This is a genomic window from Paracoccus yeei ATCC BAA-599, assembly GCF_000622145.1.
Lineage (GTDB): Bacteria > Pseudomonadota > Alphaproteobacteria > Rhodobacterales > Rhodobacteraceae > Paracoccus > Paracoccus yeei.
In genome coordinates this window covers 91,806-112,998 of sequence record NZ_KK211403.1, presented here as the reverse complement: position 1 = coordinate 112,998, position 21,193 = coordinate 91,806, and the positions used below count along the sequence as shown (strand labels likewise).

The window sequence follows — 21,193 nt, the reverse complement described above, 5'->3', positions numbered from 1 at the left end:
CACAGGGGCCTGCCCGCCGGACGAAACGCGATCTCGCCGCCTGTGATGCGCCCAAGGCTCTGACTATGCTGTGGTCTCGGCCGCCGATGGCAGCCGAATCCAACCCGAGCAGTCGGGGCCCCGCCCCGCAACACAGGAGCACGACATCATGTCGAAAAAGCTTGCAATCGCCCTTGTCCTGGTCGGCCTGGCCGCTGCCTGCGCCAAGAAGGAACCCGAGGTCATCACCCCTGCCCCGGTCCAGCCCGAGCCTGTCTTCCAGGGCAAATACGGCGCCAACTAAGCCCGACCCAAGGCGCGGGCTGCCTGGCGGCCCGCGCCCTTTGCGTCCGCCCCGCCGCCTGCGCGCCAATCCGCTGCAGAAAAGGGGCATCTCATGCTGAAGCACCGCGGCTTTCCCGGCCGCCTTCCCGGCACCGACTTTCAATTCACCATCCGGCGCGCCAACAAGAAGGGGGCGACGCCCCTGGTCCAGCGCGAGCGTTTTCGCGACCGCAAGGCCGCCGATCGTCGCGCGGACGAAGGCTTCATGGCCGCGCTGATCCGGCAGTTTGGCGAGGAACCCTTTCCCCGCGGCAATCTGGACGCCGGCCGCCTGTCCTGGCTGATCGGCCGCGAGGTCGTCGCCATCGGCAAGCTGGACCCGACCGACTATGACCAGATGCTGCGCATCGACATGAAAAAGGCCGAGGCGAGCTTTCCGCAGCTTTTCGCCGCCGAAGCGCCCGAGTTCGACTGGGACGACCTGGATTGGGACGAGGACGAGGACGACGAGGCCGACGGGAACGACTGATGGGCGGAAATATGCAGGCGCGCAAGTTTTCACATCGTTGTCAGTTTCTTCCGCCATACTGGCGTGCAATATTGCCTGCATCGCTGACACGGTCGGCCCCCTTGGGGTCCCACAATACAGGCAAAGAACCATGCAAAAATCCGTCATCCTCCGTCTCTCTGGCGTTGCCCTTCTGGTCGCCGGACTGGCTGCTTGCGACCAGGGCTATGGTGGCGGCATGGGCCTGTCCCCCGACGCGCAGCGCGCGGCCGGCGGCGCGCTGGCCGGTGCGGCTGTCGCCAAGATCATCGACGGCGACGTGGGCACCGGCGCTCTTATCGGTGCTGCGGGCGGCGCGCTGTGCGACGACGCCGGCGTCTGCCAGTCGCGCGGCTACTGATTTCACCGGGGCTGACGGCGCCACGCGCCGCGCCCCCTTTTCGGAGCTTTCGACATGTCGAAGAAAATCGTCTTCGCGCTTGGGTTCGGCCTTCTGGCCGTGGCCGGCTGCACCCAGAACATCAACCCGACCGACATGGACCGCGGCCTTATCGGCGCGGGCGTCGGTGCGACCGTCGCCCATGTCGGCGGCCATAACGTGGTCAAGGGCGCAGCCATCGGCGCGGCCGCAGGTGCGCTGTGCGACGACGTGCGGCTGTGCCAGCCGACTCAGCGCCGCTACTGATCAAGAACGCCAAGGCGTTTGCCATTCATGCCGTCCCGGCCGTGCGCCAGGGCGGCTTTTTCATGTCCAGACAGGGACTGCGGGGGAAAGATAAGCCGTCATGTTCGATAAAATCCTGATCGCCAACCGGGGCGAGATCGCCTGCCGCGTCATCAAGACCGCCCGGCGCATGGGCATCAAGACCGTCGCCGTCTATTCCGACGCCGACCGCAATGCGCTGCACGTCAAGATGGCCGACGAGGCCGTTCACATCGGTCCCGCCCCCGCGAACCAGTCCTATATCGTCATCGACAAGATCATGGATGCGATCCGCCAGACCGGCGCGCAGGCCGTGCATCCGGGCTATGGCTTTCTGTCCGAGAACATGAAGTTCGCCCAGGCGCTCGAGGCCGAGGGCGTGGTGTTCATCGGCCCGCCCAGCCCCGCGATCGAGGCGATGGGCGACAAGATCACCTCGAAGAAGCTGGCGCAGGAAGCCGGCGTCAGCACGGTGCCGGGCTATATGGGCCTGATCGCCGATGCCGAGGAGGCGGTGAGGATCTCGGGTCAGATCGGCTATCCGGTGATGATCAAGGCCAGCGCCGGTGGCGGCGGCAAGGGCATGCGCATCGCCTGGAACGACCAGGAGGCGCGGGAAGGCTTCGAATCCTCGAAGAACGAGGCGGCAAACAGCTTTGGCGACGACCGCATCTTCATCGAGAAATTCGTGACCCAGCCCCGGCACATCGAAATCCAGGTGCTGGCCGACAAGCACGGCAACTGCGTCTATCTGCACGAACGCGAATGTTCGATCCAGCGCCGCAACCAGAAAGTCATCGAGGAGGCGCCCAGCCCCTTCCTGGACGCCGCGACCCGCAAGGCCATGGGCGAGCAGGCCTGCGCCCTGGCCCGTGCCGTGGGCTATACCAGCGCCGGCACCGTCGAATTCATCGTCGACGGCCAGCGCAATTTCTATTTCCTGGAAATGAACACCCGGCTGCAGGTCGAACATCCGGTGACCGAACTGATCACCGGCGTCGATCTGGTCGAGCAGATGATCCGCGTCGCCGGGGGCGAGCCGCTGCCCTTTGCCCAGGACGATCTGACGATCAACGGCTGGGCCATCGAGAGCCGGCTTTACGCCGAGGACCCCTATCGCAACTTCCTGCCCTCGATCGGCCGGCTGACGCGCTATCGCCCGCCGTCCGAGGTCGCGGCCGGCCCGATGCTTGCGGCCAGCCGCTGGGTTCCGGCCCAGCCGGGTGCCACGCCCCCCGCGGGTCCCGCCGGCGTGCGCAACGATACCGGCGTCTATGAAGGCGGCGAAATCAGCATGTATTATGACCCGATGATCGCCAAGCTGTGCACCTGGGCGCCGACGCGCGAGGCCGCCGTCGAACGCATGCGTCTGGCGCTGGACGAATTCGAGGTCGAGGGCATCGGCCACAACCTGCCCTTCCTGTCGGCCGTGATGGACCATCCGAAATTCGTCTCGGGTGACATTTCCACCGCCTTCATTGCCGAGGAATATCCCGAGGGCTTCCTGGGCGCGACCCTGCCCGAGGACGAGGTCTTGCGCGTCGCCGCCTCGGCCGCGGCCATGCACCGCGTGGCGGAAATCCGCCGCTGCCGCATCTCGGGGCGGCTGGACAACCACGAACGCCATGTCGGCGAACATTGGGTCGTCAGCCTTGCCGGTCAGGACATTCCCGTGCGCATCACCGCCGACAAGCAGGGCTCGACGGTCGAGTTGCAGGGCCACAAGCTGCGCGTGGAAAGCGACTGGCTGCCCGGGCAGTCCCTGGCGCGGCTGTCGGTCGACGGCACGCCCCTGGTGATGAAGGTCGAACCCCTGCCCTCGGGCTATCGGCTGAGGGTGCGGGGAGCGGATCTCAAGACCTATGTCCGCCGTCCGCGCGCCGCCGAACTGGCGCGGCTGATGCCCGAAAAGCTGCCGCCCGACACCTCGAAGTTCCTGCTGTGCCCGATGCCCGGGCTGGTGGTCAAGGTGAACGTGGCCGCCGGCGACGAGGTGCAGGAGGGCCAGGCGCTGGCCACCGTCGAGGCGATGAAGATGGAAAACATCCTGCGCGCCGAACGCCGTGCCGTGGTCAAGTCGGTCAACGCTGCGCCGGGCGAAAGCCTCAAGGTCGATGACGTCATCATGGAATTCGAGTGATCCATGGGCGGGACCCAGGGCAGCCTTTTCAATCCCACGGTGCTGGCGGCGCTGGTCGCCGCCGCCGTGGCGATGCTGGCCTGGCCCGTCAACGACTGGCTGAACCGCCGCCGTGCCCGCACCCTGCGGGCCGAGCGGGTCAGCGACGTGCAGCGCGCGCTGCTGGCCGAAATCCGCGCCCATGTCGTCGCCCTGGAAAGCCAGCGGCTGGATGCGGGCGGCACCGCCGCGCTGCTGGCGCGGCTGCGCGACAGCGGCCGGATCCCCTTTATCCCGGAGCAGGCCAATGACCGCATCTTTTCCGCGATCATCGAGGACGTGCACATCCTGCCGGCCGAGGTCATCGACCCGGTCGTGACCTATTACAGGCAGCTGTCCATCATGGCGTCCTTTGCCCGGGCCATGCAGAAGCAGGCCGACCAGGATCACGGCCGCGCGGTCGAAATGTTCGGGGATTATCTGGAATTGACCGAGGCGGCGCGGGAAAGCGGGCAGGAAGCCCTGCGCCTGCTGATGACCAGCGTCTTTCTGGGAGAGGATGCCCTGCGCCGCGTCATCGAGGAGGAGCGCGAGGCCGAACTGGCTGCAAGGCAGGCGGAACTGGCGCTGCTGTCGTCAAGCCTGCCGGGCGAACTGGCCGCGCTGCGCCAGCGTCTTAGTAGGCGATCTTCGGACCGGAGCGGCCTTTGATGGGTTTCAGGCCGACAATCACCGCCATTTCATTCGCAGTGCGGGCACTGCGCAGGCGTTCGACCAGCACTTCGGTCGCCGGGTCCAGCCTGCGCCGCTTGGGCGGGGCGGGTTGTTCCGTCGCGCGCGGCTGGGACGATTTGGACATGGCAAGCCTCCTTGGCAGCGGGCAGCGGGGCTGCCCTGTGCTCAAGATAATGCGCGAAGGCCCGTCCCGCAATGAAGTCGTTTCGATTTTCGCACGATCCTACGGCAGTGCCGCACGGCCGATCTCGCGCCGGCGCAGCGGAAACTTGTCGATGGCGCGGGAAATCTCGCGCACGGACCGGGGGCTGGGCAGGCGTTGCTTGACCTGGCCGTCCTTGTCCAGCAGCACCACGGAAAACCCCTCTGGACGGAACTGCCGCCGCCAGGCGCTGTTCGCCGCCGGGTCGGTGTCGGTGATGACCACCACGTCGCGCAGCAAAAGCGCCGCCGGGTCGCGGCGCAGCTGCGCAAGCTGCGCCGCGAAGTCGGGGTCGGCGGCGGTGTCGGCAAAGACCACCAGCGGCCGGGCCTGCCACAGGAATTCCTGCGGCTCGGCCTGGTCGGCGGGAATGACCGACAGCTCGCCCTCGGGCAGGACGCGCGACATGGGCTTGGCCTCGCTGGTCGCGGCCGGAACTTCGCCGCGCACGAAGGGACGATGGCCGTCCCCTTCCCCGTCCGGCCGTGGGCCCATCGCCGCCAGCAGCGGCACCGTCATCAGAAAGATCAACCGTTTCAGTTTCATCGCGCCCCCGTCCTTATCTTCATATAGGGCGAAGCGGGCCACGGGAAAGGATGCAAGATGAGCGAAAGCACCAAAGCCGATCTTCAGACCTGGCGCCAGCTCGCCAGCAAGGAGCTGCGGGGCGCCGATCCCGACAGCCTGACCTGGCACACGCTGGAAGGGATCGAGGTCAAGCCGCTTTATACCGAGGCCGACATCCAGGACCTGCCGCATCTGGGCAGCCTGCCGGGGATCGAGCCCTTCACCCGCGGCCCGCGCGCGACCATGTATGCCGGCCGGCCTTGGACGATCCGGCAATACGCGGGCTTTTCCACCGCCGAGGAATCGAACGCCTTCTATCGCAAGGCGCTGGCCGCCGGGCAGCAGGGCGTATCCGTGGCCTTCGACCTGGCGACACACCGCGGCTATGACAGCGACCACCCGCGCGTCGAGGGCGATGTGGGCAAGGCCGGCGTCGCCATCGATTCGGTCGAGGACATGAAGATCCTGTTCGACGGCATCCCGCTGGACAAGGTCTCGGTCTCGATGACGATGAACGGCGCGGTGATCCCGATCCTGGCGAACTTCATCGTCACCGGCGAGGAACAGGGCCATCCGCGTTCCGTGCTGTCGGGCACGATCCAGAACGACATCCTGAAGGAATTCATGGTGCGGAACACCTATATCTATCCGCCCGAACCCTCGATGCGGATCATCGCCGACATCATCGAATACACCTCGAACGAGATGCCCAAGTTCAACTCGATCTCGATTTCCGGCTATCACATGCAGGAGGCGGGCGCGAACCTGGTGCAGGAACTGGCCTATACGCTGGCCGACGGGCGCGAATACGTCCGCGCCGCGCTGAAGGCCGGCATGGACGTGGACCAGTTCGCCGGGCGGCTGTCGTTCTTTTTCGCCATCGGCATGAATTTCTTCATGGAGGCCGCCAAGCTGCGCGCGGCGCGCCTGCTGTGGACGCGGATCATGAAGGAGTTCGATCCGAAAAAGCCCGGCAGCCTGATGCTGCGCACCCATTGCCAGACCTCGGGCGTCAGCCTGCAGGAACAGGACCCCTACAACAACGTGGTGCGCACCGCCTATGAGGCGATGGCGGCGGCGCTGGGGGGCACGCAATCGCTGCACACCAACGCGCTGGACGAGGCCATTGCCCTGCCGACCGAGTTCAGCGCCCGCATCGCGCGTAACACCCAGCTGATCCTGCAAGAGGAAACCGGCATCACCCATGTCGTCGACCCATTGGCCGGCAGCTATTACGTCGAAAGCCTGACCCACGAACTGGCCGAAAAGGCCTGGGCCCTGATCGAGGAAGTCGAGGCCATGGGCGGCATGACCAAGGCCGTCGCCAGCGGCATGCCCAAGCTGCGCATCGAGGAAACCGCCGCGCGCCGCCAGGCCCAGATCGACCGCGGCGAGGAGGTGATCGTCGGCGTGAACAAGTATCGTCTGACGAAAGAGGACCCGATCGACATCCTGGACATCGACAACATGAAGGTGCGCGAGGCCCAGATCGCGCGCCTGGAACGCATCCGCGCCAGCCGCGACGAGGCGGCCTGCCAGGCCGCCCTGGCCGAGTTGAGCCGGCGCGCGAAGGAAGGCGGCAACCTGCTTGAGGCGGCGGTCGAGGCCGCGCGCGCCCGGGCCAGCGTGGGAGAGATCAGCATGGCGATGGAAAAGGAATTCGGCCGCCACCGGGCCGAGGTCAAGACGCTGGCCGGGGTCTATGGCGCCGCCTATGAAGGCGATGACGAGTTCGCCCGGATCCAGCGCGACGTCGAGCAATTCGCCGAGGACGAGGGCCGCCGCCCGCGCATGCTGGTCGTGAAGATGGGTCAGGACGGCCACGACCGGGGCGCCAAGGTCATCGCCACCGCATTCGCCGACATCGGGTTCGACGTGGACGTGGGCCCCCTGTTCCAGACCCCCGAGGAGGCGGCGCAGGACGCCATCGACAACGACGTGCATGTGGTCGGCATCTCCAGCCAGGCGGCGGGCCACAAGACCCTGGCGCCGAAGCTGATCGCCGCGCTGAAGGACCAGGGGGCCCAGGACATCATCGTGATCTGCGGTGGCGTCATCCCGCAGCAGGATTACGATTTCCTGAAGAAGGCCGGGGTCAAGGCGATCTTCGGACCGGGGACCAACATCCCCTCGGCCGCGCGCGACATCCTGGGCCTGATCCGGGCGGCGCGCGCGGCATGAACCGCGGTGCCCCTCGCATCCGTCGCATGGGTATTTGGAAAACGGTGAAGACCGGGCGCCGTGCGCGGGGCCCGGCGGCCGGTCCGTTCCGAGGCGCGCCGTGACGATCCGCTCCGTCACCGATGCCGACCTGCCCGCGATCATGGCCTTCTGGAACCCGCTGATCCGGGACACCGCCGTCACCTTTTCATCAGAGGAAAAGACGGTGCCTTCGTTGCAGCGAATGATCGCCGAGCGGCAGGCGGCGGGCCGCGCCTTCCTGGTGGCCGAGGCGGCGGGCCGGCCGGTGGGCCTTGCGACCTACGACCGGTTTCGCGCCAGCAACGGCTATGCCCATACCATGGAGCATACCATCATCCTGTCCCCGGACGCCCAAGGCCGGGGGCTGGGCCGCGCGCTGATGGCGGCGATCGAGGATCATGCCCGCCGGGCCGGCGCCCATTCCATGATCGCCGCCGTTTCGGCCGAGAACCGGGTGGGCGAGGCCTTCCATCGCGCGCTGGGCTATGCCCTGGTCGGCCGTCTCCCGGATGCCGGGCGCAAGTTCGGGCGCTGGATGGACCTGCTGCTGTTGCAGAAGATCCTGTGAGCCTTGCCTGCCCTGGGGCCGCGTGCCAGAGTCGCGCTCTGAAAGCGAGGCGGGTATGAACGACGGGCGCAACAGCACGGTCAAGCAGATCATCTGCATCAAATGGGGCACCAAGTTCGGGCCCGAATTCGTCAACCGCCTGCACGGCATGGTTGCGCGCAACATCACGCCGCCGTTCCGGCTGTATTGCTTTACCGATGACGGCGCAGGGCTGCATCCCGACATCGCCGTGCGGCCCCTGCCCGAGTTCGAATACCAGGCCCCGGTCAACACCCGCGGCAAGTGGCCGAAATCGCGGCTATGGGGCGATCTGGGCGACGTGACGGGGGTGGTGCTGTTTCTGGACCTCGACGTGATCGTCACCGGCAGTCTGGACGATTTCTTTTCCTTTGGCGACCCGGACGACACCGTGCTTGGCCTGAACCCGAACACGCCCTTCGAGAAGATGGGCCAGACCTCGGTCTATCGCATGCGCGTCGGCAAGCTGAAGCCCCTGCAGGAGATCTTCCGCGCCGATCCGCAGGCCGCCGCCGACAAGTTCCGCTATGAGCAGCGCTTCGTCACCCGCAACGCGCCGGGCGGGGTCAAGTTCTGGCCCAAGGGCTGGCTGGCGCATTTCCGCATGCATTGCGTGCCGAACTTTCCGCTGAACTACTGGCGGCAGGCGCGGATCCCGCGCGGCACGCGGATCGTGATCTTTCCGGGCGACCTGAACCCGCCCGACGCCATCGTCGGACGGTGGAGCGAGAAGGACCAGCACCGCTCGGCCCTGGATCACCTGCGCGCGACCTTCGACGGGCGGCGGCGCGAAAGCCTGTCCAAGCACCTGCGCCATTACCTGCGCCCGGTGGGCTGGGTGGATCAGCTGTGGCGCGACTAGGCCCCGAGGCGCATCACACCCTGCCCCAGGATTTCGCCGCCGCGCTGGGGCAATGCGTGGCAAGCTTCGGTTGGCTGGAAGAGGTTCTGAAGCGCACGATCTATGCGCTGGACCGGGCGCGGCTGGCCGACGACCTGACGCCCGCCGAGATGCAGAACTGGGTCGAACGCATGGGCCAGCTGGCCGACGATTCGATGGGCACGCTGATCGAGCAACTGGACGCCGCCATGCGGCGCCACCCCGGCCTGCGCGACCGCGACCAGATCACCGAAGCCCTGGGCCGCGCGAAACTGCAGCGCAACCTGTTGTGCCATGCCTCGTGGCGGCCGACGGGCGATGCCGGACGCTGGCACCCCGCCTTTGTCGGCAGCCGGGGCGAGGTCCAGGACGCGCCGCTGAGCCTGGCCGAGCTGGCGTCGATCCAGGCGGCCACCCTGGACCTGGGCGGGCGCGTCCTGGCCGTCATGCGCGCGACCGGCGTCATGGGCCGCTGGCCGGGCGACGACGGCCCGTAAGGCGTGCGTTGCAACGTGCTGCGCCATCCGCTAACACCGCCCCTGTCCATAGATACGAGTTTCACATGACCGCCCAGAACAAGGGGCAAGACGCCTCTCCGCTTCGTCTCGGCATCGCAGGCCTGGGGACGGTCGGCACCGGCACCGTCAGGATCATCCAGAACCATGCCGCGCTGCTGGCCACCCGGTCGGGCCGCCCCGTCGCCATCAGCGCCGTCAGCGCCCGCGACCGGATGAAGAACCGCGCGGTGGACCTGTCGGCCTATGCCTGGGAGGACGACCCGCGCGCCCTTGCCCTGCGCGAGGACGTGGACGTGTTCGTCGAACTGGTCGGCGGCGACGAGGGCGTCGCGCGCGAGGCGGTGACCGCCGCGCTGAAGGCCGGCAAGGATGTGGTGAGCGCCAACAAGGCGCTGCTGGCGATCCATGGCCAGGAACTGGCGGAACTGGCCGAGGCGAACGGCTGCGTCCTGCGCTTTGAGGCGGCCGTTGCCGGCGGCATCCCGGTCATCAAGACCATGACCGAGTCCCTGGCCGGGAACGAGATCCGCCGCGTCATGGGCGTCATGAACGGCACCTGCAACTATATCCTGACCCGGATGGAAAACGCCGGCCTGCCTTATGAGACCGTCTTCGAGGAGGCGCGCCAGCTGGGCTATCTGGAGGCGGACCCGACGCTGGACGTGGGCGGCATCGACGCCAGCCACAAGCTGGCGATCCTGGCCGCCATCGCCTTCGGCACCCGGCCCACCTTCGACGCGGTCGAGATCGAGGGGATCGAGCGGGTCAGCATCGACGACATCCGCCGCGCAGCCGACATGGGCTATCGCATCAAGCTGCTGGGCGTGGCGCAGATGACGGGCCGGGGCCTGGAACAGCGCATGTCCCCCTGCCTTGTCCCCGCCGACAGCCCGCTGGGGCAGTTGCAGGGCGGCACGAACATGGTGGTGATCGAGGGCGACTCCGTCGGGCAGATCGTCCTGCGGGGCGCGGGCGCCGGCGAAGGCCCGACCGCCAGCGCCGTCCTGTCCGACATCGTGGAGATCGCGCGCGGCGTGCGCATGCCGGCCTTTGGCCTGCCGGCCAGCGGCCTGGCCCTGCCCCAGCCCGCGCGCACCGCCGTGCCAGCCGCTTATTACATCCGCCTGGCCCTGACCGACAAGCCGGGCGCGCTGGCCAAGGTCGCGAGCGTCCTGGGCGATGCGGGCATCTCGATCGACCGGATGCGGCAATACGGCCACCAGCAGACGGCGGGGGTCGCGCCGGTCCTGATCGTCACCCACAAGACCACGCCCGAGGCCATCGACCACGCGATCGAGGCCCTGCCCGGCACCGGCGTCATCGCGGGCGACCCGGTGGAGCTGCGCATCGAGGAGGTCTGACGCAGCGCCTGCCGCCACTGTCGCATGGGTATTTGTGAAACGGTGAAAGCGCAGGCAGCGCCCTAGCCCTGCGCGAGGTGGCGCAGCCCGTGGGTCACGTCGGCGCGCACGGCCAGCCGCAGTCCCGGCTCATCCCCCGCACGCAGCGACGCAAGGATCATGCGATGGTGGCGCGGGGGTTCGTGCCGCTTGACCCGGCCATAGAGCGCGCGCATCGTCGGCCCCAGTTGCAGCCAGACGGTTTCCAGGATCGCCAGCATTGCCGGCGCCTGGGCCCGCAGGTAAAGCGTGCGGTGGAATTCCAGGTTGGTGCGGATATAGCCCACGGCGTCATGGGCCTCGACCGCCTCGCCGATGGCCGCGTTGATCAGCGCCAGCCGGTCGATCAGCGCCTGATGCGCACGCGGCAGGGCCCGGGTCGCAAGCTCGGGCTCGATCAGGGCGCGCAGGGCGGCCAGTTCCTCGATCCGCTCGACCGACAGTTCCGGCGTGGTGATGCGGCCCGAACTGGACAGCGTCAAGGCGCCCTCGGCGACCAGGCGGCGCACCGCCTCGCGCGCGGGGGTCATCGACACGCGGTGTTCCGCGGCAAGCCCGCGCAGCGTCAGGGGCAGGCCGGGCGGCAGTTCGCCCAGCATGATCCGCCCGCGCAGGCTGCGATAGACGCGTTCATGGGCCGATGTCTCCGAGGGGCGGGTGGGTGCGATGCTCATGCCCGCCTTGTGATCACAAACGCGCGGCGCGTCAATCCGTCAATCGGCGCGGAACCGCCAGGCCAGCAGGTCATGGCCGTTCGTGCGGAGCCAGCCGCGCTGTGCCCGCCAGTCGGGGCAAAGGGCGGCGGTGGTCGCCCAGAAGGCGGCGGAATGATCCATATGGGCCAGGTGCGCCACCTCATGCGCTGCGACATAGTCGAGGACGGCGGGCGGAGCCATGGCCAGGCGCCAGGAAAACATGAGCCGGCCGCCATGGGTGCAGCTGCCCCAGCGCGACCGGGTGTCGCGCAGCGCGATGGCCCGGAACGGCCGGCCTAGCCGCGCCGCGTGGCGGTCGCAGGCGACAACCAGGCGGGCCTGGGCCAGGTGCCTGAGGAACGCCGCCACCACGACCGCCGCCGGCCGGCCCTGCGGAACCAGCAGCGCATCGCCCGCGATGCGGGCCGCGCGCACCGGCGCCGGGGTGATGCAAAGCCCCTGCCCCTCGACCGGCAGGCAGGCGCCCGGAGCCACCAGCTGAACCGCCGGCATCTCGGCCCGGACCCGGCGCAGCCATTCGGCGCGGGATTCGGCGAAGGCCCGCCCCTCGGTCAGGGTGGCGCAAAGCGGCAGGGTCAGCACCACCTGCCCCTCGGCCCGGGTTACCCGCAGCGTCATGCGCCGCGCCCGCGCCGAGCGGCGCAGCGTCACCGGAATATCCCCCCCGACCATGATGTTCCGTGCCGTCATTCCCTTGACCCCGTGGCCCAGCTTGCCTAGCTAGGAAGCCTGACCGCGCCCCGCCTGCAAGGGGGAAAAGGCTTTGACAGCCTGTTCCACCTGTGGCAGGGGACAGCGGATTTACCCAACTGCGGCGGAAAGAGAATACCATGCCCAAAGAGGAATGGGGCACCAAGCGTCAGTGCCCCCATTGTGCGACCCGCTTCTACGACCTGATGAACGATCCGATGACCTGCCCGGAATGCGGCAACGTCTTCACGGTCGAAAGCCTGACGAACGGTCGCTCTCGGTCGCTGATCTCGGAAAAGACCGCGGCGCGGGACGAGGATCAGACCGATCTGGTCGATGACGAGGATCTGGATGCGGATGCCGACAACGGCGATCTGGACGACGATCTGCTGGACGACGACGACGATGACGGCGACGTGTCGCTGGACGACATCGCGGACGTGCCCGACAGCGACGAAGAGTGATCCGCGGATCATCCACGACCCCCGGCACCAAGGCTGCCGGGGGTTTTTTCATGCCTCAGCCCTCGCCGGGCCCGGGCTGGCTGCGGCCGAAGTCGGGGGCGGCGGTGTCCTGCCCGGCCTCGATGATGCCGCGGCGGATGGCGCGGGTGCGGGTGAAGTAATCGAACAGGTGCTGGCCGTCGCCCATGCGGATCGCGCGCTGCAGGACGAACAGCTCCTCGGTGAAACGGCCCAGGATGTCCAGCACGGCGTCCTTGTTCTGCAGGAACACGTCGCGCCACATCGTCGGGTCGGAGGCGGCGATGCGGGTAAAGTCGCGGAAACCTGCGGCGGAATACTCCACCACCTCGGATTCGGTGACGCGCTTCAGGTGGTCGGCCACACCCACCATGGTATAGGCGATCAGATGCGGCGTGTGGCTGGTGACGGCCAGCACCAGGTCGTGATGCGCGGCGTCCATCCGCTCGGTCTTGGCGCCAAAGCGACGCACAAGGTCCTGCAGCCGCTCCAGCGCCAGGGGATCGCAGCCCTCGGTGGGCGTGAACAGCCACCAGCGGTTCTGGAACAGGCTGGCAAAGCCCGAGCGCGGCCCTGAGTGTTCGGTCCCGGCCAGGGGGTGGCCGGGGATGAAATGCACGCCATCCGGCAGATGCGGCGCCACGGCCTGCACCACCGCCTGCTTGACCGAGCCCACGTCCGTCACCGTGGCGCCGGGCTCAAGATGCGGCGCGATCTCGGCCGCGACATCCCCCATGGCACCTACGGGCACCGCCAGGACCACCAGGTCGGCCCCCGCGACCGCCTCGGCCGCCGTCTCGAAGACGCGGTCGACCAGCCCGATCTCGGCGGCTGTGGCGCGTGTCTCGGCCGAACGGGCATGACCCACGATCTCGCGCGCCAGCCCCTTCTCGCGCATGGCCCGCGCCATCGAGCCGGCGATCAGCCCCAGCCCGATCAGCGCCACCCGGTCATAGATCGCGCTCATGCCCCAACCCCGGCGCGCGCAGCCATGAACTGGCCGATGACATGGGCGACGCGCCGGCAGGATGCCTCGTCACCCACGGTGATGCGCAGGCAATGCGGCAGGCCATATCCGGCCACCTGGCGCACGATCAGCCCCTCGGCCTTCAGCGCCTCGTCGCAAGCGGTGGCCGTCGCCTCATCGGCAAAGCGCGCCAGGATGAAATTGGCGCAGGAGGTGTCCGAGGGTACGCCCTTTTCCGCCAGCGCCTCGGCCAGCCAGGCGCGCATGCGGGCGTTCTCGGCCTGGCAGCGGGCCACATGGTCGCGGTCGCGCACGGCGGCCTCGGCCGCATCCATCGCCGCCTGAGACAGGTTGAAGGGGCCGCGGATGCGGTTCAGCACGTCGATGATCGGTCGCGGGCCATAGCCCCAACCGATGCGCAGCCCCCCAAGGCCATAGATCTTCGAAAATGTCCGCGTCATCACCACGTTCGGCAGCCGCGTCGCAAGCTCCGCGCCGCCGTCGTAGCCCTCGACATATTCGGCATAGGCGGCATCCACCACCAGGATCGCCTGCGGCACGGCACGGGCCAGCCGCTCAAGCTCGGGCAGACCGACCATGGTGCCGGTGGGGTTGTTCGGATTGGCGACAAAGATCAGCCGCGTCCGCTCGGTCGCGCCGGCGATCAGAGCATCGATGTCCGTCACCCGGTCGCGCTCGGCCACCTGAACCGGGGTGGCGCCCGCCGCATGGGCGCTGATGCGATACATCAGGAAACCATGTTCGGTGAACAGGACCTCGGTCCCCGGCCCCGCATAGGCCTGGCACAGGAAATGGATGATCTCGTCCGAACCCACGCCGCAGATGATGCGCTCGGGATCCAGCCCGTGGACCGCGCCGATCGCCGCCCGCAGGCCGGCGTGGTCGGTGTTGGGATAGCGGTGCAAACTGTGCGCGGCGCGGACCACGGCCTCGCGCGCCTTGTCCGAGGGGCCAAAGGGGTTTTCGTTCGACGACAGCTTCACCACGTTCTCGACGCCCGCGACCTTGGCGGCGCCCCCCTGGTAAAGCGCGATCTCCATGATCCCGGGTTGCGGGGCGATGGTCGGTTGGTTCTGCGACATGTGGGGCCTCTTGCAAGCCCGGCCGTCTTAGCCCCGCGCGACCGGCTTGGAAAGGCCCTCGCCCAACAGGCGCCAGGCCCCAGGCTTTCACCGTTTCCCAAATACCCATGCCGGCCTTGCCGTCACTCGACGGCGCGGGCCTTTTCCAGCTCGGGCAGAAAGCGCTGGCGGTAATCGTCGCCGACCAGGGGCCCGGCGAAGCGGTAAAGGATCTTGCCCTGCCCGTCGATGATGAAGGTTTCCGGCGGGGCGGTCACGCCCCAGTCGATCGCCACCCGCCCGCGCGGGTCGGTCGCGAGCGCCCGGAACGGGTCGCCATGCTCGGCCAGAAAGGCTGCGGCATTGGCCTCGGGGTCCTTCAGGTCGATGCCATAGACCGGCAGTTCGGCCGACAGCGCGGTCAGCGTCGGGTGCTCGGCCCGGCAGGGCGGGCACCAGCTGGCCCAGAAGTTCACCAGCTTGACGCCGGGTTCGCGCAGCATCGCGTCGGTCAGCTGCGTCGCCCCCGGCAGCGTCGTGGCCGACACCGCCGGCGCCTCGCGGCCGGCGATGGCCGACGGCAGGCTGTCGGGGTCGTCGCGCAGCAGCGCCCAGCCGGCCATCGCGGCAAAGCCCGCAAAGATCGCCACCGGCAGCAGCATCATCGGCGAAACCCTAGCCATGGCGTTCATGCTCCTCCAGCGCGCGGCGGGCGCGGGCGTTGGCGCGCAGCGTCTGGACCACGACACCGGCCAGAAGGGCCAGGCTGATGCCATAGGCGGCCAGCACCGTGCCCGCGTATTTTCCAAGCTCGATCATGCGCGGTTCTCCCGGGCCAGCAGGGCGGCCAGGCGGCGGCGGCGGATCTCGGTCCGGGTGCGCACCAGCATCAAGGCCAGGAACAGCAGGAAGAACCCCAGCATCGAGACGTAAAGCGGGTATTTGTAGACCGGCGACATCCGCTCGCCCGGGGCCAGCGACAGCGACGCGCCCTGGTGCAGGCCCTGGTTCCAGAAATTCACCGCATAGCGCGACAGCAGCGCGAATACCGAACCGACCAGGCACAGAACGCCGGTCAGGTCGGCGGCGCTGTCCGGGTCCTCGATGGCGGCCCAAAGCGCGATATAGCCAAGGTAGAACAGGAACAGGATCAGGAACGAGGTCAGCCGCGGGTCCCATTCCCACCACGTCCCCCACATCGGCTGGCCCCAGATCGCGCCGGTGACCAGCGCGATCAGCGTCATCACCGCCCCCACCGGGGCCGCGGCCTTGGCCGCCAGCGCGCTGACGTGATGGCGCCGGACCAGCCAGATCAGCGAGGCCACCAGCATCATCAGCCAGGCGTTGATCGCCATCAGCGCGGCGGGGACGTGCAGGAAGATGATCTTGACCGTCGCGCCCTGGCGATAGTCCTGCGGCGTCAGGAAACCCCAGCCAAGGCCCAGGGCGATGCACAGCGCGGCACCCCCCGCCACCCAGGGCAGGACCGCGCCCGAGGCGCGCATGAACTTGACGGGGTTGGCGTATTCCCAAAGCGACATGATCCCTCCCTACCCCGCCGCGCCGCGCCGCTCAACTGGCCTCATGGTGCATTCACCGCAGGTTGACGCGCAACGCGGCGGCTGCGGCAAAGGGGATCAGGGCCAGCGACGCCAGCGAGATGCCCGCCAGAAACACTAACGGCGTCGCGGGATCGGCGCCCTGCGCGCCGCGCCGCACCGCCTCGGCGCCGAAGATCAGGGTGGGCACATACAGCGGCAGGACCAGCAGCGACAACAGCAGCCCGCCCCGACGCAGCCCGACCGTCACCGCCGCGCCAAAGGCGCCCAGCACCGACAGCGCGGGCGTCCCCAGCGCCAGCGAGACGACCAGCCAGCCATAGGCCGGCCCTGGCAGATGCAGCAAAAGCCCCAGCACCGGGGCAAAGACCACCAGCGGCAGGCCGGTCGTCAGCCAGTGCGCCAGAGCCTTGACCGCAACGATGCCCTCCAGCGGCAGCGGCGCGGTGGCCAGCAGGTCCAACGAGCCGTCCTCGTGGTCGAGCGCGAAGATGCGGTCCAGCGACAGCAGGCAGGACAGCAGCGCCCCGATCCACAGGATGCCGGGCGCGACGCGGGCCAAGGTGCCGCCCTCGGGGCCGATGCCGAAAGGGACCAGCGTGCAGACGATCAGGAAGAAGGCCAGCGCCAGGCCGAAGCCGCCCCCGGCGCGCACGGCCAGCCGCAGGTCGCGCAGCAGCAGCGCCTTCATCCGAACGCCTCGTTGAAGCCCGCGGGCCGTGCCTCGCGCCGACCGGGCCGGGCGCGCCACCGGCTCAGGTCCAGCACCTCCGCCTCGGGCAGGCCCAGGTCGATATGGGTGGCAATGATCGCGGCGCCCCCCTGCCCCAGGTGGCCGCGCAGCATGGCGGCGAACAGCGCCACAGACCCCGTGTCCAGCGAAACCGTGGGTTCGTCCAGCAGCCAGACGGGACGGCCCGTGACCATCAGTCGCGCCAGTCCCAGCCGCCGCTTCTGTCCCGCCGACAGCATATGCGCGGGGCGCCTTTCCAGGGGCGCAAGGTCCATGGCCCCAAGCGCCTCGGCAATGCCCCGCCCGCCAAAGACGGACGCCCAGAACTGCAGGTTCTCGGCCACCGTCAGCGCGGGCTTCAGCCCATCCGCGTGGCCGGCATAGGCGACGCCGTCCTGCGCCGCCACGACCTCGCCCGCAACGGCGGGCTGCAGCCCGGCCAGCGTGCGCAGCAATGTCGTCTTGCCCAGGCCGTTCGGCCCGCGAAGGACCAGGACGCGCCCGGCCTGCAAGGAAAAATCCAGCCCCTCGAGCACGCGCAGCCCGCCCCTGGCCACCGCCAGGCCGCGAACCTCAAGCAGGCTCACAGCGGCAGCAGCGCGCAGGCAACCCGCCGCCCTTCTGACAGGGTGACGTTGTAGCTGCGCGCGGCCGAGGGCGAATTCATCGGCTCGGGCATCACGCCCGCCGCCTCGAGCGCCAGGACCAGGTCGCGGGGCGGAAAGGCGATGTCCGCCCCCATGCCCAGGAACAGCACGTCCACCGAGCCCGCGAGTGCCAGCAGGGCCGCGCGGTCCTCAAGCCCGCCCCAGGGCGTCACCCCGGCCTCGGTCACGATGACCGCGCAGCGATGCACGACCCCGCCCACCCGGAAAAAGCCGGGGCCGTAGCCGTCCACCGGCACGGCCCCCGAGAACTCGGTCGGAACCATGTTGGCCATCAGGGCGCGTCCCGGAAGGCGGCCGGGATTTCCTCGGTCGCGGGCTTGTCCTTCTTCTCGCCGGGCTTGGCCCAGTCGCGCTTGACGCCCAGCCACAGGACGATGTTCTTGGCGACATAGATGGTCGAATAGCAGCCGACGAACACCCCGAACAGCATCGCCACGACGAATTCCCGGATCACGTCGCCGCCAAAGATCAGCATCGCGGTCAGCGCGATCCCGGTGGTGACGGCCGTCATGATCGTGCGCGACAGGGTTTCGTTGCAGGTCAGGTTCATCAGGTCGATCAGCGGCCGCGTCTTGTACTTGATCAGGTTCTCGCGCAGCCGGTCGAAAACGACGACCGTGTCGTTGCAGGAAAAGCCCAAGGTGGTCAGCAGCGCCGCGATGGTCGTCAGGTCGAAGCGCAGCTGGAACAGCGAAAACAGCCCGATCGTCAGCAGCACGTCGTGGATCAGCGAAACGACGCAGCCGATGGCGAACTGCCATTCGAAGCGCAGCCAGATATAGGCCATGATCCCCAGGCAGGCGGCGCCGACCGCATAGAAGGCGGTCTTGACCAGTTCGCCCGAGACCTTGGGCCCGACCGATTCCACGGCGGCGAACCGCACCTCGGGATCGACGGTCTTCAGCGCCGCCTCGACCTGGTTCAACTGTTCGGGCGTGACCGATCCGGTCTCGTCCGTGGTGCCGATGCGGATCATCGCCACATGCTGCGTCTGGCCGAAGCTCGGGTCGAACACCTCGGTGATCGAGACGTCGCCCAGGTCCAGCGGCGCCAGCGCCTGCCGATAGTCGCCCACCTCGAAGGCGGTCGTGCTTTCGGTGCGGATCGTCGTCCCGCCCTTGAAGTCGATGCCGAAGTTCAGCCCCATCACCGCGACGATGATGACCGAGGCCAGCATCGCCGCCGCCGACAGGCCGAAGGTCAGCCACTGCCAGCGGAAAAAGTCGATTTCCGTATGATCGGGAACGAGTTTCAGACGAAATGCCATGGTCCTGCTCCCTTACAGAATCAGCTCTTTGGGTTTGCGCCACTCCAGCCAGAACACGATCATCAGACGCGTCAGGTAGATCGCGGTAAAGACCGAGGTGACCAGGCCGATGGTCAGCGTCACGGCAAAGCCCTTGACCGGGCCGGAGCCCAGGAAGAACATCACCGCGGCCGAGATGAACGAGGTTACGTTCGCGTCGATGATCGCCGACATCGCCTCGTTGAAGCCGTCGTCGATGGCCTTGACCACGCGCTTGCCGGCGCGCAATTCCTCGCGGATGCGTTCATAGATGATGACGTTGGCGTCCACCGCGGTCCCGACCGTCAGAACAATTCCGGCGATGCCGGGCAGCGTCAGCGTGGCCCCCATCATCGACATGATCGACAGGATCAGGATGACGTTGACGGTGACCGCGATCGAGGCAAAGACCCCGAACAGCCCATAGCTTGCGATCATGTAGGCCACGACCGCCGCCGTCGCGATGATGGACGACAGCCGCCCCGCGTCGATCGAATCCTGGCCCAGTTCCGGACCGATGGTCCGCTCCTCCAGGAAGGTCATCTCGGCCGGCAGGGCGCCCGCGCGCAATAGGACCGCAAGCCGGGTGGATTCGTCGACGTCCATCGCGCCCGAGATCTGGCCCGAGCCGGTGGTGATGGCCTGCCGGATCACCGGGGCCGAGATCACCTGGTTGTCCAGCACGATGGCAAAGGGCTGGCCGATATTGGCCGAGGTATAGGCCCCGAACCGTTTGGCCCCGGCCGGACCAAAGCGGAAATCGACCGCCGGCTGGCCGTTCTGGTCGAAGCTCGGCCGCGCGTCGGTCAGGTCCTCGCCGGTGACGACGGGGTTTTCCTCGAGCGTATAGAACACGCCCGGCTCGTCCATCGAAGGCAGCAGGACATGTCCGGGCCCGGGCCGGGCATTCGGATCGGTGCCGCGGCCGACGACCGGGTTGAAGGTCAGCTTGGCGGTGGTGCCGATCAGCTGCTTCAGCTCCTCGGCCGAGCCGATGCCGGGCACCTGGATCAGAATGCGATCCTTGCCCTGGCGCATGATGGTGGGCTCGCGGGTGCCGACCTCGTCGATCCGGCGGCGGATGATCTCCAGCGACTGCTGCACGGTGCGGTCGTCGGTCGCGGCCTTCTCGGCATCCGACAGCTGCACGGTCAGCCGGTTGCCCGACCCCGTGGCCACGATGTCCGACTGCCCCGCCCCGGTCAGCGAAGTGACGGGCGTGGCCAGGCCGCGCGCGATCTCGACCGCGCGGGCCATCTGGTCGGGGTTGCCGATCTCGACGATCAGCTGGCCGCCGTCGGGCGAGGCGATGCGGCGCACGGCGCCCACGGTATCGCGCTGCGCCACCAGCGCATCGCGCAGTTCCGGCCAAAGCGCGTCCATCCGCGCCTTGTAGACATCCGCGACATGGACCTCGCCCAGCAGATGGGCGCCGCCCCGCAGGTCGAGCCCGAGGTTTACCAGCCCCGAGGGCAGCCAATCCGGCCAGCCGGCGCGGGCGGCGACATCCTCGGGCGTCTCCACGCCGCTCCGCCCGATGGTCTTGATGGCATCGTTATGCTGCTCGACCCGCGAATAGAACAGGTTCGGCATCGCATAAAGCAGACCGATGGCGATCAGGCCAAGGATCAGCAGGCGTTTCCAGGTCGGGATATGAAGCATCTTGGCCGTTAGCCTCAGCTGTTGGCGGCGACGGGCGCGGTGCGGTTGACGACGCCGGTGATGGTCGAGCGCACGACGCGCGTCCTGACGCCCGGCGCGATCTCGACCTCAAGCTCGTTGTCGCGCACGGCGGTAACCTTGCCGATCAGCCCGCCCTGGGTGATGACCTCGTCGCCCTTTTTCAGCGCCTCGATCAGGGCACGGTGTTCCTTCATGCGCTTCTGCTGGGGGCGGATCATCAGGAAATACATGATGACGAAGATCAGGATCAGCGGCAGGAAGGATGCGATGCTGGCGCCGGCAGACGGGGCGCCCGCGGCCTGGGCATAGGCGGGGGTCACGAACATGGTTTGATCCCTTCGGTTGACAGGTTCCGGGCGGTCCCCCGGCGGAATTGGCGCGCACCCTAGCCGCGCGACCGGGGGATGGCAAGAAAAGCCGGGATGACGAGATCGGCAACAGCCCCGACCTTGTCCCGAATGGGGGGCTTCGCCCCCCGCGCGTCCCGCGCTCCCCCCAGGATATTTGGACAAGCAAGAAACACTGACCCGGCAGCCTCGGCTTCTTTCTTGCCCAAATATCCCGGGGGAGTCCGAAGGACGGGGGCGGAGCCCCCAAGCCGCACCCGCCACGGACGGCGTGGACACCGGCCGCGCCCTGTGGCA

The 21,193-nt window shown here is 68.2% G+C and carries 27 protein-coding genes; 12 read left to right on the top strand and 15 right to left on the bottom strand.

From position 1 onward, the window contains the following. Positions 1–148: 148 nt before the first annotated feature. From BU28_RS26690 to BU28_RS0120050, 6 genes are all read left to right on the top strand, one after another. Entirely contained in the window at positions 149–283 is a 135-nt protein-coding gene (locus BU28_RS26690; RefSeq protein ID WP_260502589.1) for a hypothetical protein, read from the top strand. A gap of 93 nt (positions 284–376) precedes the next feature. Next, positions 377–793 (top strand): hypothetical protein, encoded by a 417-nt coding sequence (locus tag BU28_RS0120070; protein WP_028721008.1) that lies wholly within the window; start codon positions 377–379, stop codon positions 791–793. A gap of 130 nt (positions 794–923) precedes the next feature. Further along, the gene (locus BU28_RS0120065) at positions 924–1,172 is read left to right on the top strand and encodes a hypothetical protein (protein WP_028721007.1); all 249 of its coding nucleotides are present in this window, start codon (positions 924–926) and stop codon (positions 1,170–1,172) included. A gap of 54 nt (positions 1,173–1,226) precedes the next feature. Then, positions 1,227–1,457 carry a hypothetical protein gene (locus BU28_RS0120060; RefSeq protein WP_036763811.1) on the top strand — a complete coding sequence of 77 codons (231 nt, stop codon included), beginning with the start codon at positions 1,227–1,229 and terminating at the stop codon, positions 1,455–1,457. Between the two features lie 100 nt (positions 1,458–1,557). After that, entirely contained in the window at positions 1,558–3,615 is a 2,058-nt protein-coding gene (locus BU28_RS0120055) for an acetyl-CoA carboxylase biotin carboxylase subunit (RefSeq protein WP_028721005.1), read from the top strand. Between the two features lie 3 nt (positions 3,616–3,618). Beyond that, entirely contained in the window at positions 3,619–4,305 is a 687-nt protein-coding gene (locus BU28_RS0120050; protein WP_028721004.1) for a hypothetical protein, read from the top strand. Here BU28_RS0120050 and BU28_RS0120045 read toward each other — a convergent pair. Together BU28_RS0120045 and BU28_RS0120040 are read right to left on the bottom strand one after the other, a co-directional pair. Then, positions 4,271–4,453: a hypothetical protein gene (locus BU28_RS0120045; protein WP_028721003.1), complete on the bottom strand. Its 183-nt coding sequence runs from the start codon at positions 4,451–4,453 to the stop codon at positions 4,271–4,273. The genes BU28_RS0120050 and BU28_RS0120045 overlap by 35 nt on opposite strands. A gap of 99 nt (positions 4,454–4,552) precedes the next feature. Continuing rightward, positions 4,553–5,077, bottom strand: a complete 525-nt coding sequence (locus tag BU28_RS0120040; RefSeq protein ID WP_028721002.1) for a DUF4174 domain-containing protein — start codon at positions 5,075–5,077, stop codon at positions 4,553–4,555. A gap of 57 nt (positions 5,078–5,134) precedes the next feature. On the opposite strand from BU28_RS0120040, the gene scpA reads away from it, so the two are divergent. From scpA to BU28_RS0120015, 5 genes are all read left to right on the top strand, one after another. Next, a complete protein-coding gene (scpA, locus tag BU28_RS0120035) occupies positions 5,135–7,279 on the top strand; it encodes a methylmalonyl-CoA mutase (protein ID WP_028721001.1) in 2,145 nt (714 codons plus the stop codon). Between the two features lie 100 nt (positions 7,280–7,379). Then, positions 7,380–7,868 carry a GNAT family N-acetyltransferase gene (locus BU28_RS0120030; protein ID WP_028721000.1) on the top strand — a complete coding sequence of 163 codons (489 nt, stop codon included), beginning with the start codon at positions 7,380–7,382 and terminating at the stop codon, positions 7,866–7,868. A 55-nt stretch (positions 7,869–7,923) separates the two neighbouring features. Continuing rightward, positions 7,924–8,748 (top strand): hypothetical protein, encoded by an 825-nt coding sequence (locus BU28_RS0120025; protein ID WP_028720999.1) that lies wholly within the window; start codon positions 7,924–7,926, stop codon positions 8,746–8,748. Further along, positions 8,736–9,263, top strand: a complete 528-nt coding sequence (locus BU28_RS25905) for a hypothetical protein (protein WP_028720998.1) — start codon at positions 8,736–8,738, stop codon at positions 9,261–9,263. Before BU28_RS0120025 ends, BU28_RS25905 begins: the two co-directional genes overlap by 13 nt. 65 nt (positions 9,264–9,328) lie before the next feature. Continuing rightward, a complete protein-coding gene (locus tag BU28_RS0120015; protein ID WP_028720997.1) occupies positions 9,329–10,645 on the top strand; it encodes a homoserine dehydrogenase in 1,317 nt (438 codons plus the stop codon). Positions 10,646–10,707: 62 nt separating this feature from the next. On the opposite strand, the gene BU28_RS0120010 is transcribed toward BU28_RS0120015, so the two are convergent. After that, entirely contained in the window at positions 10,708–11,358 is a 651-nt protein-coding gene (locus BU28_RS0120010) for a GntR family transcriptional regulator (RefSeq protein ID WP_028720996.1), read from the bottom strand. A gap of 39 nt (positions 11,359–11,397) precedes the next feature. Beyond that, positions 11,398–12,090, bottom strand: a complete 693-nt coding sequence (locus tag BU28_RS0120005) for a M48 family metallopeptidase (RefSeq protein ID WP_028720995.1) — start codon at positions 12,088–12,090, stop codon at positions 11,398–11,400. Between the two features lie 140 nt (positions 12,091–12,230). Here BU28_RS0120005 and BU28_RS0120000 point away from each other — a divergent pair, with 140 nt between their 5' ends. Next, positions 12,231–12,554 carry an FYDLN acid domain-containing protein gene (locus tag BU28_RS0120000; protein ID WP_028720994.1) on the top strand — a complete coding sequence of 108 codons (324 nt, stop codon included), beginning with the start codon at positions 12,231–12,233 and terminating at the stop codon, positions 12,552–12,554. A 55-nt stretch (positions 12,555–12,609) separates the two neighbouring features. On the opposite strand, the gene BU28_RS0119995 is transcribed toward BU28_RS0120000, so the two are convergent. The 11 genes from BU28_RS0119995 to yajC all read right to left on the bottom strand — a co-directional run bounded on the left by BU28_RS0119995 (position 12,610) and on the right by yajC (position 20,875). Then, the gene (locus BU28_RS0119995; RefSeq protein WP_028720993.1) at positions 12,610–13,539 is read right to left on the bottom strand and encodes a prephenate/arogenate dehydrogenase family protein; all 930 of its coding nucleotides are present in this window, start codon (positions 13,537–13,539) and stop codon (positions 12,610–12,612) included. Next, positions 13,536–14,642: a histidinol-phosphate transaminase gene (hisC, locus tag BU28_RS0119990; RefSeq protein ID WP_028720992.1), complete on the bottom strand. Its 1,107-nt coding sequence runs from the start codon at positions 14,640–14,642 to the stop codon at positions 13,536–13,538. Before hisC ends, BU28_RS0119995 begins: the two co-directional genes overlap by 4 nt. A gap of 122 nt (positions 14,643–14,764) precedes the next feature. Then, entirely contained in the window at positions 14,765–15,304 is a 540-nt protein-coding gene (locus BU28_RS0119985) for a DsbE family thiol:disulfide interchange protein (protein ID WP_028720991.1), read from the bottom strand. Next, positions 15,297–15,440 carry a heme exporter protein CcmD gene (gene ccmD / locus BU28_RS0119980; protein WP_028720990.1) on the bottom strand — a complete coding sequence of 48 codons (144 nt, stop codon included), beginning with the start codon at positions 15,438–15,440 and terminating at the stop codon, positions 15,297–15,299. The genes BU28_RS0119985 and ccmD overlap by 8 nt, the downstream gene beginning before the upstream one ends. Beyond that, the gene (locus BU28_RS0119975; protein ID WP_028720989.1) at positions 15,437–16,162 is read right to left on the bottom strand and encodes a heme ABC transporter permease; all 726 of its coding nucleotides are present in this window, start codon (positions 16,160–16,162) and stop codon (positions 15,437–15,439) included. The genes ccmD and BU28_RS0119975 overlap by 4 nt, the downstream gene beginning before the upstream one ends. Positions 16,163–16,214: 52 nt before the next feature. Further along, the gene (gene ccmB / locus BU28_RS0119970; RefSeq protein WP_028720988.1) at positions 16,215–16,871 is read right to left on the bottom strand and encodes a heme exporter protein CcmB; all 657 of its coding nucleotides are present in this window, start codon (positions 16,869–16,871) and stop codon (positions 16,215–16,217) included. Then, positions 16,868–17,500 (bottom strand): heme ABC exporter ATP-binding protein CcmA, encoded by a 633-nt coding sequence (gene ccmA / locus BU28_RS0119965; RefSeq protein ID WP_028720987.1) that lies wholly within the window; start codon positions 17,498–17,500, stop codon positions 16,868–16,870. Before ccmA ends, ccmB begins: the two co-directional genes overlap by 4 nt. Further along, the gene (locus BU28_RS0119960; protein ID WP_028720986.1) at positions 17,497–17,853 is read right to left on the bottom strand and encodes an Mth938-like domain-containing protein; all 357 of its coding nucleotides are present in this window, start codon (positions 17,851–17,853) and stop codon (positions 17,497–17,499) included. Before BU28_RS0119960 ends, ccmA begins: the two co-directional genes overlap by 4 nt. Continuing rightward, the gene (gene secF / locus BU28_RS0119955) at positions 17,853–18,848 is read right to left on the bottom strand and encodes a protein translocase subunit SecF (protein ID WP_028720985.1); all 996 of its coding nucleotides are present in this window, start codon (positions 18,846–18,848) and stop codon (positions 17,853–17,855) included. The genes BU28_RS0119960 and secF overlap by 1 nt, the downstream gene beginning before the upstream one ends. A 12-nt stretch (positions 18,849–18,860) precedes the next feature. Next, complete coding sequence (gene secD / locus BU28_RS0119950) at positions 18,861–20,528, bottom strand: protein translocase subunit SecD (protein WP_028720984.1); 1,668 nt, start codon at positions 20,526–20,528, stop codon at positions 18,861–18,863. Positions 20,529–20,542: 14 nt separating this feature from the next. Continuing rightward, on the bottom strand, positions 20,543–20,875 hold the full coding sequence (gene yajC, locus BU28_RS0119945; RefSeq protein ID WP_028720983.1) for a preprotein translocase subunit YajC: 333 nt from the start codon (positions 20,873–20,875) through the stop codon (positions 20,543–20,545). Positions 20,876–21,193: the final 318 nt, after the last annotated feature.

Bases quoted from the DNA above. Each gene is read 5' to 3' on its own strand.
- BU28_RS26690 (WP_260502589.1), top strand. From the start codon at position 149: ATGTCGAAAAAGCTTGCAATCGCCCTTGTCCTGGTCGGCCTGGCCGCT.
- BU28_RS0120070 (WP_028721008.1), top strand. From the start codon at position 377: ATGCTGAAGCACCGCGGCTTTCCCGGCCGCCTTCCCGGCACCGACTTT.
- BU28_RS0120065 (WP_028721007.1), top strand. From the start codon at position 924: ATGCAAAAATCCGTCATCCTCCGTCTCTCTGGCGTTGCCCTTCTGGTC.
- BU28_RS0120060 (WP_036763811.1), top strand. From the start codon at position 1,227: ATGTCGAAGAAAATCGTCTTCGCGCTTGGGTTCGGCCTTCTGGCCGTG.
- BU28_RS0120055 (WP_028721005.1), top strand. From the start codon at position 1,558: ATGTTCGATAAAATCCTGATCGCCAACCGGGGCGAGATCGCCTGCCGC.
- BU28_RS0120050 (WP_028721004.1), top strand. From the start codon at position 3,619: ATGGGCGGGACCCAGGGCAGCCTTTTCAATCCCACGGTGCTGGCGGCG.
- BU28_RS0120045 (WP_028721003.1), bottom strand. From the start codon at position 4,453: ATGTCCAAATCGTCCCAGCCGCGCGCGACGGAACAACCCGCCCCGCCC.
- BU28_RS0120040 (WP_028721002.1), bottom strand. From the start codon at position 5,077: ATGAAACTGAAACGGTTGATCTTTCTGATGACGGTGCCGCTGCTGGCG.
- scpA (WP_028721001.1), top strand. From the start codon at position 5,135: ATGAGCGAAAGCACCAAAGCCGATCTTCAGACCTGGCGCCAGCTCGCC.
- BU28_RS0120025 (WP_028720999.1), top strand. From the start codon at position 7,924: ATGAACGACGGGCGCAACAGCACGGTCAAGCAGATCATCTGCATCAAA.
- BU28_RS0120015 (WP_028720997.1), top strand. From the start codon at position 9,329: ATGACCGCCCAGAACAAGGGGCAAGACGCCTCTCCGCTTCGTCTCGGC.
- BU28_RS0120010 (WP_028720996.1), bottom strand. From the start codon at position 11,358: ATGAGCATCGCACCCACCCGCCCCTCGGAGACATCGGCCCATGAACGC.
- BU28_RS0120005 (WP_028720995.1), bottom strand. From the start codon at position 12,090: ATGACGGCACGGAACATCATGGTCGGGGGGGATATTCCGGTGACGCTG.
- BU28_RS0120000 (WP_028720994.1), top strand. From the start codon at position 12,231: ATGCCCAAAGAGGAATGGGGCACCAAGCGTCAGTGCCCCCATTGTGCG.
- BU28_RS0119995 (WP_028720993.1), bottom strand. From the start codon at position 13,539: ATGAGCGCGATCTATGACCGGGTGGCGCTGATCGGGCTGGGGCTGATC.
- hisC (WP_028720992.1), bottom strand. From the start codon at position 14,642: ATGTCGCAGAACCAACCGACCATCGCCCCGCAACCCGGGATCATGGAG.
- BU28_RS0119985 (WP_028720991.1), bottom strand. From the start codon at position 15,304: ATGGCTAGGGTTTCGCCGATGATGCTGCTGCCGGTGGCGATCTTTGCG.
- ccmD (WP_028720990.1), bottom strand. From the start codon at position 15,440: ATGATCGAGCTTGGAAAATACGCGGGCACGGTGCTGGCCGCCTATGGC.
- BU28_RS0119975 (WP_028720989.1), bottom strand. From the start codon at position 16,162: ATGTCGCTTTGGGAATACGCCAACCCCGTCAAGTTCATGCGCGCCTCG.
- ccmB (WP_028720988.1), bottom strand. From the start codon at position 16,871: ATGAAGGCGCTGCTGCTGCGCGACCTGCGGCTGGCCGTGCGCGCCGGG.
- BU28_RS0119960 (WP_028720986.1), bottom strand. From the start codon at position 17,853: ATGGCCAACATGGTTCCGACCGAGTTCTCGGGGGCCGTGCCGGTGGAC.
- secF (WP_028720985.1), bottom strand. From the start codon at position 18,848: ATGGCATTTCGTCTGAAACTCGTTCCCGATCATACGGAAATCGACTTT.
- secD (WP_028720984.1), bottom strand. From the start codon at position 20,528: ATGCTTCATATCCCGACCTGGAAACGCCTGCTGATCCTTGGCCTGATC.
- yajC (WP_028720983.1), bottom strand. From the start codon at position 20,875: ATGTTCGTGACCCCCGCCTATGCCCAGGCCGCGGGCGCCCCGTCTGCC.